Raw genomic sequence first — 11,566 nt, forward strand, 5'->3', positions numbered from 1 at the left:
GGGCGTGTGTTGTGGCCTTCAATCAAGTTCGAGTAGTAGCAGTTCATCACGCGAACGAGGTCCGCGAGCTCAGCCGCACTGTCCGGGTGTAAGCCTTGTCCGAGGTGAGCCGCTTCCCTCTGAATGTCGACCGAAAGATCGGCAAGTTCTGCGGGGATGTTTTCCTCGAAGAAGCAAGGTTCGATTCTGCCGGGAGTTTCCAACATTTTTGCCGATCTTCTCTTTCTGCTAAGGGCCATATAGCATTGGGCCTATCCGAGATAAAGTCCAAGGGGTTGCCGATATTGATTGCCGATCTTGGAGGTTCATCCTGGCGCGTTGCTGCCTCAGCGGTCGAATGGCTGGTTCTCCGGCAAGTCGAAGAGTGCCCGTTATTTGAGCACAGTAGAACCTTGCGAAGCGACATTGGGCGTCACCGCTCCTCTCCACAATCCTGTCCCCAGATTCTGGGGGTAACTGCGGTGGTGCAGCAGGTCAGCTGCCGCCGCAGACCTCGTGTCTACCGCCTCAATGTGTTCTTGGATCCGATCTATCCTTATCTGATCTCGACAGGAGTTTGTCCTGGATGACCGCGAGCGCGCTTGAAAGAGAGCCTGCCTCTCTCGAAGAGTTCGAGGCTTTGAGCGCGACATAAGTGCCGTTCGCAATATTCTTGGCCGCCAGCGCGAGGCGTTCGACGGGGTGGAGCAACAGCTTCAGGAACAGTAAGGTGCCGGCCAAAATAGAGATCGCAGCTATTGCGATGGCAGAGAGGACAACCCAGGTCAAAGCGGGCAGATCGCTCTCCAGTTGATTTTGACGAAGCACTACGAAAACCGGCCACTCCAGACCGGGTAGGCTGGTTCGGAAGAAGTCAGGGGCGAGGGCATAGGTGGCCCCGTCTTTTCCTCCGACAAGCTGGAAAGCGCCGGAAGACTTGTTGTGCAAGCTCCCATTCGCGGTCAGGCTCGCGGGCAAAGGTGCAGACTCCGAGCGGGTATCAATGATCGACTTCCCGTCGTTATCCTGAACGATCACGTCGATGCCGATGTCTTTGCTCGCCCTGAGAAGAAAAGTGCGCACCCATTCAATTCGCAGACGGTAGTCGAGAACGCCTGCCACTTGACCCCGCGCACCGCGAACCCGCGCGGACAAATCCAGATATCCCTCGGGGGTGCCGACCGTCGCATCATTTCCGGCGTCGGTGTTCACGTTGACGGAGGGACCCTGAAGACCATCCAGGAACCATCTCCGAGCGCTGACGTCGCTCCCTTCCTCGCTACTGTCCGATGCTGACTGGATGGTGCCGTCGAGCGACGCGAACCCTACCCACGCGACTTGATCACTGGCCCTCATAGCGGCGGCTAAGAAGCGTCTCTTCTCAGCGGGCGATGCGAAGCTGATGGCGTCTGCGACGGCATGAAGGCTACCCCATTCCCTTGTCAGGGCAGTATTGAAGCTTAATGCAACCGCATCGGCGCCACGGAGCAAAAGCTTATGCTCAGCGGATGTCCGGAAGTTGAGCGCCTGATCAGACAAGATTTTAGCGACAAAGATGGACGTCGCCAGAACGCAGAGAGCCATCGCTATCGCGGTGCGCCGGAAGAGACCCGGCAAACTCTTGGTTCGAAGAACGTTCATTGTCCAATCTTGGCTCGGGCAAAAGTCGAAAACAAAGAATTTCGTAAACTCGGCGTTGCGATGTATATCGATTACTTGTTTCGGTAGCGGATCATCGCACTCATCCTCACAATTTAAGGAGGCAGGGTCAACGAACCATGGTGTTTTGCGGACGAGCCGCACTGAGCCTCAAAAGACTGCTCCGATCGCGCAGGAGCCTTACCTGAACTTCTTAAAGATCACCCGTGCGCCATGCTGGATCGCAACTTCCATGCCAGGTAACGCCTCCTTGGAGTCAAAGGCAGGCTTTGCGGCGTCGAAATCATCAAACTCTTCGTCGCTGACGATTTTCCCGCTCGCATCGCGTATGACGACACGGTGAGGAACATAGACCTTACCCACGGCACTCCACTTTCTTAGGCTGTTTCATCTCTGTCATTACCGTCCTTATGGTAGCTCGAAGCTTTTTTCGATCTCATGCATGCCAACTGGGCCGCCATAGCGGAATAGGCGCTGCTCAGCCTCCTGCCAGACGTCAAATGGTTGCTCGGCGTTCACCGTGATGACGCCGGTTGGTTGAGAGAAGCGTTGCAGGACACGTCGCCCCAAATTGCCGCTGATCCTCATGACCCGCGATGAGCACGTATCGCGCCGGATGGCGCTAGTTTGGGGCATGCGGTCTATGCAGGAACCTTCGATCAGCGACTACAACTCGATGGTCGCCATCGCTCAGGACAAATGCGCACGCTTTTCGTTGCTCTTGCCTACGTTTTCTAGCCCGCCGGACGTCGGAGTTTCCGACCTTTGTCACGATGGGGGTTGGTTGCGCCAAAGCACGGACACCCGAACCTTGCGGTCCGGGTGTGCCTTTTCCCCGCACATGCGGGGGACGCGCCATGCCTTACGACGAGTATAGTCGCTGAGTTCGGGGCATTCCTGCACATGCAGGAGAAACTCATTCAGGCTGGCGATGGCCTCCGTCGACCGGAGGCGGGCTGAGCGGGATTTTCCGCAGCCCTGACTCTTAAATTCTTCGGGCCGTTCGAGAACCGTATCGGCCCAATGCAGCACGTTCTTGTATTCGTGCACCGAGAGGAACTCGGCCGCGTCATAGAGCCATCCCTTCACGAACCCATCATACCACGGGAAGATCGCGATATCGGCGATGGTGTAGTCGTCGCCCCTCAGATCGGCCGTTTCGGCAAGGCGACGGTCGAGAACGTCGAGCTGGCGCTTGGTCTCCGTCGCGAAGCGGTTGATCGCGTTGGGGCGTCGCTTCAGCCTTCGGTCAGGTGATCCGCGAAGTGCTCGAGAAGGGTGTCGCTGGAAAGCGACTTCTCCGCGTAGGCCACAGCGTCTTCGGGCGAGAGTGCGACGATCCCAGCCGAACCGATCCAACCATTTGTGTTATACGGCTGGGCAAAGGGCGATCGCGCTCCGCCTTCGCCCTCCATGAAGTAGTTCCCTTTCGGGCTGCGGTAGAGCGTTGCCTCCCAGAACCAGAAATCGGAGACCGATAGTCCCCCGGGCGAGCCGATACTGCCGATCTCGGTAGCGGTCGCGGTGTTGAAGATTTTGCCGTTGATGATGGCCTTTGTCATGTGCAGTTTTTCCATTCGTTTGGTAGGGTTGATGTGGGTGGTGGCGTTTCCGCGGATGTGGAACTTCCGGGGAATGCATTGCGCTCGATATCGAAGCGAGTTTCTGGAAGCCGAGGCGCGGTTAATCGGAGTCCCAAGGTGTTTGAGACGGGATCGACGGATCGGGCGTGGCAAGGGGGATCACATGGTGTTCCTTTGAAGAGCTGGTCCGATTGGCGACAGTGTCTCCGTGCGCCTCAGAAGGGATATGGGATCGCGCGGGAGCGGACGGAAATCGAAACAGAAGACTTTTTCGGCCAGTTTCGTGGGCGTGATCGCCGCATCGAATTGGCACTGGAGCACCCGGCCGAGCCTCACGTCCGCAGGGTGCCTGGCCACAATCAAAAGTTGGGTCGATCATCCAATCTGCGGAAACCAGATTGAGCGCAAAGTTACCTGGGGATTGGATCAGATGAAGACCTGATCATACCGAAGGGCAGGGTCGGACTGCCATGGGTCTTTCATCCAGCCACGACCGGAGCCGGGTTGTGTTGCTCTGCCTACGTTTTCTAGCCCGCCGGACGTCGGAGTTTCCGGCCTTTGTCACGATGGCGGGCTCGTTGCGCCAAAGCGCGGCCATCCCCGTCGCTCCGAAACTCATCAAAACCGGAGAAACCTGGGACGAGACGATGAACGCTGTCGATGCATATTTCGGTGCAGATCCTCAGTGCGGCGCGAAAACCTTGGAAGAATACGAGCGACAGACGCGCGAATTTCGCGAGCAGCAGAAAAAGCTGGACCGGGCCATCGCGCATCTTCGCATCGATGAAGAATGGGAAGAGGCGAAACGTCTCGAAAGGAAATGTCGAGAGTTGGCCGAGCCGGTTCGGCCGGGATTTCATCGGCTCGACGCCTTCACGGGGGACCCGGTCGAACGGGCGTTCGATTTCGGCACAGTCTATTCACGCGAACGGCTCCTACTCGAGGTCGCCTTTGAAAATTGGCCGCTTGTGAACTCTGCTCAAGTCGCTGGCCGCTGAGGAGAAAAAAGCGTCGCCTGCGGCTCAGGGCGTTGAAAACTTACGCGCAGGCGGCAACTCAGACAGAAGAGTTCGGGAATGCGTATTGAGTGGTGGATCGCTGCTTAGCATAGGGTCAGAGCAGCGAGAGGCGAGTTTCAGGGTTTGCTCGGCGCTGAACCGATATTCGTATGAGTTGCGCTGAACTACACCGAGCGACAGAACTTCGACCAGCTGCACTTTACTGGTCGAAGTGGGTGTGGAGCGCGCGCCTCTCTCGGCGTTCATGTCCGAATTCTTCGGGCTTCTATCCGTTTCCAGATGAACGCCCCCTTGATCGCACGTTGGGTTCGCGGTGAGTTTTTGCCCCCGGGCTAAGCTTGCAAAGATGTGTGCTTGTAAACCGCAGAGCGATACGCTGCGACAAGGTCAGGTGCCGGCATCTCTCCGGTGAGCGACTCGCAGACCTGAACATCTCCAAGCGACAACTCTGAAAGACTTGCGATCTCTTCCTGGCTTAGGTTGGCTGCGTCGCGCAGAGCACGGAGTTCCATCGCGAGCTCGATCTTAGCCGGAAACTCAGCCTCGCGCTCCGCGATCTCCGGGCGCACCTCTAGCATTTTGTCGCGAAAGTTCTTCATGTGTCTCTCATAGCATGGTTCAGGTATTTTTGGGAGCTTCGCGTTGTCAGGCTTGGGAGCGATCGGCCAAGAGCCGACCTTTGAGCCATAAGCGGTCGATGGTCGGTGCCAGCCGATAGGAGACGGTCGCCCAAGTAGGCATGAACAACGACGGCCAGAGTTTTGCAGCGGTTTTTCCGGCACTCTCCCGAGCGTCATTTTCCCCGATCAGGGGTTTGTAGCTGTGTCCTGCAAATGCACAACAATTCCCTCGCGATCGCTCGAACGTGGTCCGCAACCGATTGACACCCCAGAGACAAGATATTGCAAGCTGAGCCCTTAGCTCCTGGAATGTGATGTGGATCCAACATGACAAAACAATCTCTTGGTGGCGCTTTGGCGGTGAACACCTTCCCGATGCTGCAAGCTATGCTGTCAAAATCCTACCGCTTCATCGCGATCGACGTAGAAACCGCAAACTCAGACGCGAGCAGTATTTGCCAGATTGGCATGGCCTCCGTCGAGGAAGGCGGCGTGGAAGAGGTCGTGACCTTGCTGATTGACCCGCAGTGCGAGTTCTCTGAAATGAACATCCAGATCCACGGCATCCGGCCGGAGCACGTATCTGGACAACCTCTGTTCGAGGACTTCCTGGATGCGATCGGTGACTTCCTCGAGCGACACATGCTCGTCCAACACAGCTCCTTTGATGGCCGCGCGATCCGTTGTGCAACCGAAGCCTGCGGTCGGGTTCCTCGCCCTTTGAAATGGCACGACAGCGTGATGGTCGCGCGTCGCGCCTGGCCGGAGTTCAAGGGAAATGGAGGCCATGGGCTAGGTCACCTGAAAACGGCCTTGGGCCTGGATTTCCGCCACCACGATGCGGGCGAGGATGCCCGGGCTGCAGCTGAGGTTATCCTCCGAGCCGAGTTGCTAATGGGCATCTCATTCGCCGAGATCTTTTCGAGGCCAACTGGATCGGCAGTGAAATCAGCGATCATGCGTGCGGGCTGCGCAGACGGGCCACTATCTGGAAAAGTTGCCGTGTTCACGGGGGCGCTCTCCATGACCCGCAGCGAAGCTGCCGAAGCCGCGGCGCGGGTCGGAATCACGACGACCCAGAGCGTTTCGAAGAAGGTCCACCTCCTAGTCGTTGGCGACCAGGATCTTTCTGTGATGGCTGCCGGGCAGAACAAGAGCTCCAAACACCGCAAGGCCGAGAAGCTCATCGCCGAGGGGCACGACCTTCAGATAATCGGTGAAACGGAGTTTCTGAACCTGGTTGCTAGGAGCTGAACATCCCCCCCTGTCCGGCCGAAGCAGCCATTCAAGAGCAGACCTGATGCTGCGGCGCAGCTTGCGCATTGCGGTCTTCCGCGCACAGTGCAACATTTCAGCACAAGCCAACTCAATTAAAGTGGGGCGTTGTAGCAGCGGAAAAGTTAGATGCGGAATTTGGAGCGGGCGAAAGAGCATGTATCCTTCGAGCAGATTAGAGGTTCATTAGGGTCTCTCTTGCTGTTGTGGTCGAGGATCGAGACAGCGGCGCGTGCGGAAGTTACAAGTGCTCACGATGGACAACTTCCTAAGTCAGCGTATGGCATTGCGGCTGTTCTCAAAGCTTGGGAAGCTACCGTAAGCGATGCCCAAAACGCTTCACCGATGCGCACGTTACTCGCCACCACGCTTCGAAATCAGCTTCAATATCCGCTCAATATCCGGAACGGTGTTTGCCATGGTTTGATCGGCCTCTCGGCGACCATGGAAAATCAGCCTGCCACTTTGGCTTGGGAACTTAACGAAGAAACGCGAAGTATCACCTGGCAAGAGTTGCAGGATATTTTTGCTTGGCTATCGAAGGTCCCGTCGGCCATCGGGATGTTCTCCAACCATAGCCAAAAAATTATAGGTAGCCGGTTGATCGACAGCTTCGAGAACCGCATTTGGTGGAGATCAGAGTACGGGCTTGAACTTCTTGGGGCCAAATAAACATGCTTATGGTTTTTCACATTCGGCCTAGAGTTGCTCTTCGACGGGATGATCATCGCTGCGGCGCGGCTTCCCCGAACCGGCCCTTCGTGGCATCATGCAGCATTGTTCGATTGACCAAGGTCCGCAGCGCGGGCCGAGCTACATCCTTACAAGGCACAACAAATTATGGCCGAAACCAATCGCCTATTTTAGCAGTCTCTAGGCAGGCGGCCACAAGGCGGCGTCCCAAGTCGTACTCCCGCGGGCAGGCAGAGAGGAAATGATGTGAGTTCGTTTGATGATCTGCCCAAACGCGTTCGCAACCACGCCTTGGAAGATGAAACAGAAGCGGCTTTTCAGGCGCTGATCGCGCAGAGCAGCGACTTTGTCTTCCAAGGAGGTGACCGGAAGGATTACGGGACCGATTGTCAAATAGAAGTGGTCGTCGATGGTCATGCCACCAATGTCCGCGTGAATGTCCAGCTAAAGGGAACAGAGCGCGCCCTCAATGCTGACGGCTCGCTCAGCATCTCGGTCGATCGGTCTAATCTCAATTATCTGATCGCGCAGCCTTACAGCTTCTATGTGGCTTATCATGCACCGACGAAGTCGCTCCGCATCAGTTTCGTCGAGGCGGTGCTGCGCCACTATGAGCATAGTGGCAAGAACTGGGCCGAGCAGCAGACCCTGACTATTCCATTCACCGAGGAGCTTTCGCTGGAATGGCTCGCACGATTGGCGGCCCTTGCTCGCTCAGGCATGCGAATCTCGCGGGACCATAGGCTCGCGCAAACGATAGCCCCCATTGAAGCAATACCAAACCTGCTTCGCGCCGCCCGACCCGAGCTCCATGTGCCGGAAGACCCTGTGCTTGCACGGCAGTTGGCTGAACAACTCTATAACAGCGGCACAGACACAGTCTTGAGCGCCGCCTTCGAACAGTTCCATGCCGTTCTCGGCGCGGATCAAGACGCTATGGACTTCTGCTACATGGCGGAGATCAATCTTGGTCTGGGATTTCAAATCCCTAACACGGAGCGGATCGAGGCGGCCGTGGCGCACTTCAGGTCTAGGCTCGAAACAGGCCGTTATCAGATTGGGAGCCTGTACTATACCATCGGCAACGGGTTGTCGGCGTTAGGTCGTGAGGACGAGGCCAAGATTCTCTATATGGCTGCGCTCAACGACCACGAGTTTGCCGAGTATCCGCAGATGGCCGCTATGTGCTTTAAGAACCTCGGAACAAGCTTCGAGCGGCTCGGGAAGGAAGACGTTGCCGCCGAGCACTATCGCGAAGCTTTGCGATTGAGCCCAAACCTGCCTGAAGCTCACAACGCCCTTGCGCACTATCATCATCGCAATGGTCGATACGAAGAAGCGCTCGACCATTTTGATCGCGTCGTCTTCACGGAGCGGCAAATGGGCCGAGCCTCGGCCGTTTCTGGATGGCGCGCGAACGTCTTGTTCAGTCTCGGCGATGGCCGGGCGGCCTTTCGCGAAATCAACACACTGCTGAGCGAAGCAGATACCGCGCCTTGGATATGGCCGTGGGCCGCGCGGCAGATTACCGCTTTCGGACGCATGTCCCTTGTGAATGCACGCTTCGCGCGGTTTTTCTGGGATCGCTGCATAGCGGCGCACCCGGAATTTGGCCTTGCGCGGGCAGAGCGGCTCTTGACGAGCTTGTACCTCCGCCAGCAAGGCGATGATATAGGGTCCTAGGGTCAGGATTCATAACCAGTAGATGACGAGAGCCGCTAGGGCGATGGCGGAGAGGAAGACCTTCGGAGATCGGTCATAGCGGGTCGCCACACGCCTCCAGTCTTTGAGCCTACCGAACATTATCTCGATCCGGTTACGGCGCTTGTAGCGTAACCGCCCGATTGAGACCGCAGGTTACTTCTGAAGCATAGGGGCGACCAAGATGATCGCCATGCCGGTCAGGCAAAAGATTGCGCCGATGATATCCCATCGGGTCGGAATCTGCCTCTCTACGGCCCAAAGCCATGCGATAGATGCTGTGATGTATATGCCGCCGTAGGCCGCATATGCACGACCGGCAAACTCGACCTCAACACGCGTCAGCAAGTATGCGAACAGGGCGAGGGAGATCGCGCCCGGGATAAGCCAGAGGGCTGAGCGGTCAAGACGTAGCCAGGCCCAGAACGCGAAGCAGCCCGCGATCTCGGCGAGAGCAGCCAGGGCATACATGCCGATTGCCGCGAAGACGCTCATCATGGGCGAGCTGCGCTCCACTGCCACGGCAGCAGTTCGTCAAGCCGGTTGATCTTGTGATCATGGATACGGTCGAGGATATCGGCGAGCCAAGCCTGTGGATCGAGCCCGTTCATCTTGGCGGTTTCGATGAGGGTCATCGCCCTGGCCAGCGTCTCGCCACCGCTATCGGAGCCGGCGAAGAGCCAGTTTTTCCGTCCGATGCCGATCGGGCGCATGGCGCGCTCGGCGGGGTTGTTGTCGATGCCAACGCGGCCGTCTTCGAGGAAGAGCTCGAAGGAAGACCAGCGGCTGAGACCGTATCGGAAGGCCTTGGCGAGATCGCTCTTGCCCGGAATACGCAGCAGCTGGGCCTCGGCCCAGGCCTTGAAGGCATCGACCATGGGGCGGGAGTGCGTCTGGCGCGCGGCCTGTCGTAGTTCGGCGGATTGACCGGCGACCTCGCGCTCGACATCATAAAGCTTGCCGATCCGGTCGAGGGCTTCCCGCGCAATCTCGGATTTCGTGCTGTCCCAGACATCATGGAAGTCGCGCCGAAGATGCGCCCAGCAGGCGGCCTCGCGGAACTGGCTGCTGCCGTCCGCGCGTGGTTCGTAAAGCAGATTGAAGCCAGCATAGGCGTCCGCCTGGAGGATACCGCCGCTGTCTTGCAGATGCCGCTGAGGATGTTCTCCCTTACGATCCGGGGAGAAGCGGTAGACGACACCCGGCGGCGCGGCACCGTCCCAAGGACGTTGATCAGAGACATAGGCCCAGACCCGCCCTTGCTTGACCCCTTTGCCGAGGCCGCGGTCCCGGCGTGACCGGTCCAGGACGCGGATCGGGGTGTCGTCCGCGTGCAGCACCGGCGCGGCCATCACCTCGGCCTCGATCCGTTCAATGATAGGGGCGAGCATCTTCATGGCGCGTCCGCACCAGTCCAGCAGCGTGCTGTCCGGGATGTCGACCCCCATACGGGCGTAGATCTCGTTCTGGCGATAGAGCGGAAGGTGATCATCGAACTTGGACACGAGGATCTGGGCCAGAAGCCCAGGACCAGCCATGCTGCCGGGGATAGGGCGACTTGGGGCGGCAGGCTGCACCATCTTCTCGCACCGGCGACAGGACTTCTTCACCCGCGCGATCTGGATCACCTTCATCTGCGCCGCGACCATGTCGAGCAACTCGCTGACATCCTCACCCACCACGCGAAGGTCGCCACCACAGTCGGGACAACAGGAGCTGGGATCGAGTTCGCGCCGTTCGCGAGGTGTCGTGTCCGAGACGCGCGGGCGTCGACGAGGCTTGCTCTCAGCGACAGCGGCATCGATCGCCGCAGGCACCTCCTCCTCGACTGACCCATCACGCTTCTCGGCAACTGCGACCAGCAGGTCTTCGAGCGCCAGTTCGAGTTGCGCGATCTCACGCTCGATCTTTTCCGAGGACTTTCCGAAGGCCTGTTTCTGGAGCTTGGCGATCCGCAAGCGCAGAGCCTGAACCAACTGCTCGTGGGCCTGAAGCGTGGCCGACATGCGTGCATTCTCCGCCTGAAGTGCGGCGATCATCGCCTTCAGGACCGCAGGATCATCAGAGAGAATGTCGGCATCATCGGACATGCCGACTGATACCATGCACAGGTCGAGATGGCCAATAAAACAAGTGGATTCAGGTAGATAATCTACCCGACCCGCGCGGGTGGTGCGCCCCAGTCCGGGCGCCTCCAATCGATCCCTTCCCAGAGCATCGCCAGCTGGGCGGAGGTCAGCCGCGCGACCCCGGCCTTGGTGTTCGGCCAAGGAAACCGTCCGCGCTCGAGGACCTTGTAATAGAGGCAGAAGCCTTGGCCATCCCAGTAGAGCAGCTTCAGCCGATCCCCCTTTCGACCGCGGAACGCGAAGACCGCGCCGCTGGTGGGTTTCTGGCGCAGCACTTCCTGGGCCAGGGCTGAGAGACCGGCAATTCCTTTCCGCATGTCGGTCGCGCCGCACGCCAGGTAGACCCGGACCCCGGTGCCTGGGCCGATCATGCCGCTTCCACCGCGCGGATCAGCCCGGTCAGCGCCTCCCCATCCATGCTGCTGTCGAAACGGAGGCAGCGACCGTTCCCCAAACGCAGCTCGACAAAAACCGGGCGAGCGGGCGGGGAGTGGGCCGGTTCGGACTGGGTGCCGAAATCAAGAGGCAGGAAGACTGCTCCCCGATCCGGCGACCAAAGGCCCTTCTTCTTCAGGTCCCGGCGCCAGCCGTAGATTTGCGAGCGTGTGAGCTCATGTCGCTGAGCAACTTGCGTAACCGAAGCCCCGCCAGCACCCACTTCCAGCAAGATCTCGAGCTTCTCCTCGTCGCTCCAACGACGGCGCCGCTCGACACCCAGAACCTCACCCAACATAGCGCCTCCCGATAAGACACGTCGCTAAAGACGTCGTTATGCACGTGTCTTATCTCGGTCCGCCTCCATCAGGCAGGCGGCATCAATCGGGCGCTTACCTTGTAGCGGCGTTTGTCATATTTGATGGGCGTCTTGCGTTGCTTTCGGCCCGGGATGCAGGCGCGTATCCCTTTGT

General features: G+C 58.5%; 12 protein-coding genes and 4 pseudogenes. 5 read left to right on the top strand and 11 right to left on the bottom strand.

Annotated elements, in window-relative coordinates:
* The 3 genes and pseudogenes from B6V72_RS19330 to B6V72_RS18385 form a co-directional block, all read right to left on the bottom strand.
* Window positions 1–206 (bottom strand): annotated as a pseudogene (locus B6V72_RS19330) (Fic family protein); the annotation flags it as partial.
* Window positions 207–507: 301 nt separating this feature from the next.
* Window positions 508–1,782, bottom strand: a complete 1,275-nt coding sequence (locus tag B6V72_RS18380) for a cache domain-containing protein (RefSeq protein WP_146696228.1) — start codon at window positions 1,780–1,782, stop codon at window positions 508–510.
* Between the two features lie 36 nt (window positions 1,783–1,818).
* Window positions 1,819–2,001: a hypothetical protein gene (locus tag B6V72_RS18385; protein ID WP_088736300.1), complete on the bottom strand. Its 183-nt coding sequence runs from the start codon at window positions 1,999–2,001 to the stop codon at window positions 1,819–1,821.
* A 108-nt stretch (window positions 2,002–2,109) separates the two neighbouring features.
* Here B6V72_RS18385 and B6V72_RS19055 point away from each other — a divergent pair.
* Window positions 2,110–2,196, top strand: a pseudogene (locus B6V72_RS19055) (IS5/IS1182 family transposase); the annotation flags it as partial.
* Window positions 2,197–2,634: 438 nt separating this feature from the next.
* Here the strand turns inward: B6V72_RS19055 and B6V72_RS19455 are convergent.
* A pseudogene (locus B6V72_RS19455) lies at window positions 2,635–2,862 on the bottom strand (glutathione S-transferase C-terminal domain-containing protein); the annotation flags it as partial.
* A 14-nt stretch (window positions 2,863–2,876) separates the two neighbouring features.
* The gene (locus tag B6V72_RS19460) at window positions 2,877–3,200 is read right to left on the bottom strand and encodes a hypothetical protein (protein WP_240497761.1); all 324 of its coding nucleotides are present in this window, start codon (window positions 3,198–3,200) and stop codon (window positions 2,877–2,879) included.
* A gap of 491 nt (window positions 3,201–3,691) precedes the next feature.
* On the opposite strand from B6V72_RS19460, the gene B6V72_RS18400 reads away from it, so the two are divergent.
* On the top strand, window positions 3,692–4,219 hold the full coding sequence (locus B6V72_RS18400; protein WP_146696229.1) for a hypothetical protein: 528 nt from the start codon (window positions 3,692–3,694) through the stop codon (window positions 4,217–4,219).
* Between the two features lie 353 nt (window positions 4,220–4,572).
* Here the strand turns inward: B6V72_RS18400 and B6V72_RS18405 are convergent, their stop codons facing one another.
* A complete protein-coding gene (locus B6V72_RS18405; RefSeq protein WP_088736304.1) occupies window positions 4,573–4,839 on the bottom strand; it encodes a helix-turn-helix domain-containing protein in 267 nt (88 codons plus the stop codon).
* A gap of 348 nt (window positions 4,840–5,187) precedes the next feature.
* Here B6V72_RS18405 and B6V72_RS18410 point away from each other — a divergent pair, with 348 nt between their 5' ends.
* The 3 genes from B6V72_RS18410 to B6V72_RS18420 all read left to right on the top strand — a co-directional run bounded on the left by B6V72_RS18410 (window position 5,188) and on the right by B6V72_RS18420 (window position 8,511).
* Window positions 5,188–6,114 (top strand): exonuclease domain-containing protein, encoded by a 927-nt coding sequence (locus B6V72_RS18410; RefSeq protein ID WP_240497762.1) that lies wholly within the window; start codon window positions 5,188–5,190, stop codon window positions 6,112–6,114.
* Between the two features lie 150 nt (window positions 6,115–6,264).
* Window positions 6,265–6,807, top strand: a complete 543-nt coding sequence (locus B6V72_RS18415; protein ID WP_088736305.1) for a hypothetical protein — start codon at window positions 6,265–6,267, stop codon at window positions 6,805–6,807.
* A gap of 267 nt (window positions 6,808–7,074) precedes the next feature.
* Window positions 7,075–8,511 (top strand): DUF4365 domain-containing protein, encoded by a 1,437-nt coding sequence (locus B6V72_RS18420; RefSeq protein WP_088736306.1) that lies wholly within the window; start codon window positions 7,075–7,077, stop codon window positions 8,509–8,511.
* 9 nt (window positions 8,512–8,520) lie between these two features.
* On the opposite strand, the pseudogene B6V72_RS18425 reads toward B6V72_RS18420, so the two are convergent.
* The 5 genes and pseudogenes from B6V72_RS18425 to B6V72_RS18445 form a co-directional block, all read right to left on the bottom strand.
* Window positions 8,521–8,667: pseudogene (locus B6V72_RS18425) on the bottom strand (transposase); the annotation flags it as partial.
* Between the two features lie 18 nt (window positions 8,668–8,685).
* The gene (locus tag B6V72_RS18430; protein WP_088736309.1) at window positions 8,686–9,024 is read right to left on the bottom strand and encodes a YnfA family protein; all 339 of its coding nucleotides are present in this window, start codon (window positions 9,022–9,024) and stop codon (window positions 8,686–8,688) included.
* Complete coding sequence (locus tag B6V72_RS18435; protein WP_088736307.1) at window positions 9,024–10,619, bottom strand: IS66 family transposase; 1,596 nt, start codon at window positions 10,617–10,619, stop codon at window positions 9,024–9,026. Before B6V72_RS18435 ends, B6V72_RS18430 begins: the two co-directional genes overlap by 1 nt.
* Before the next feature lie 62 nt (window positions 10,620–10,681).
* On the bottom strand, window positions 10,682–11,029 hold the full coding sequence (gene tnpB, locus B6V72_RS18440) for an IS66 family insertion sequence element accessory protein TnpB (protein WP_075777369.1): 348 nt from the start codon (window positions 11,027–11,029) through the stop codon (window positions 10,682–10,684).
* Complete coding sequence (locus B6V72_RS18445; RefSeq protein ID WP_107818346.1) at window positions 11,026–11,391, bottom strand: transposase; 366 nt, start codon at window positions 11,389–11,391, stop codon at window positions 11,026–11,028. Before B6V72_RS18445 ends, tnpB begins: the two co-directional genes overlap by 4 nt.
* Window positions 11,392–11,566 lie beyond the last annotated feature (175 nt).

The organism is Thioclava sp. F34-6 (assembly GCF_002213235.1).
GTDB classification, from domain to species: domain Bacteria; phylum Pseudomonadota; class Alphaproteobacteria; order Rhodobacterales; family Rhodobacteraceae; genus Thioclava; species Thioclava nitratireducens.

Bases quoted from the DNA above. Each gene is read 5' to 3' on its own strand.
- B6V72_RS18405 (WP_088736304.1), bottom strand. From the start codon at position 4,839: ATGAAGAACTTTCGCGACAAAATGCTAGAGGTGCGCCCGGAGATCGCG.
- B6V72_RS18445 (WP_107818346.1), bottom strand. From the start codon at position 11,391: ATGTTGGGTGAGGTTCTGGGTGTCGAGCGGCGCCGTCGTTGGAGCGAC.
- B6V72_RS18430 (WP_088736309.1), bottom strand. From the start codon at position 9,024: ATGAGCGTCTTCGCGGCAATCGGCATGTATGCCCTGGCTGCTCTCGCC.
- B6V72_RS18410 (WP_240497762.1), top strand. From the start codon at position 5,188: ATGACAAAACAATCTCTTGGTGGCGCTTTGGCGGTGAACACCTTCCCG.
- tnpB (WP_075777369.1), bottom strand. From the start codon at position 11,029: ATGATCGGCCCAGGCACCGGGGTCCGGGTCTACCTGGCGTGCGGCGCG.
- B6V72_RS19460 (WP_240497761.1), bottom strand. From the start codon at position 3,200: ATGACAAAGGCCATCATCAACGGCAAAATCTTCAACACCGCGACCGCT.
- B6V72_RS18415 (WP_088736305.1), top strand. From the start codon at position 6,265: ATGCGGAATTTGGAGCGGGCGAAAGAGCATGTATCCTTCGAGCAGATT.
- B6V72_RS18400 (WP_146696229.1), top strand. From the start codon at position 3,692: ATGGGTCTTTCATCCAGCCACGACCGGAGCCGGGTTGTGTTGCTCTGC.
- B6V72_RS18435 (WP_088736307.1), bottom strand. From the start codon at position 10,619: ATGTCCGATGATGCCGACATTCTCTCTGATGATCCTGCGGTCCTGAAG.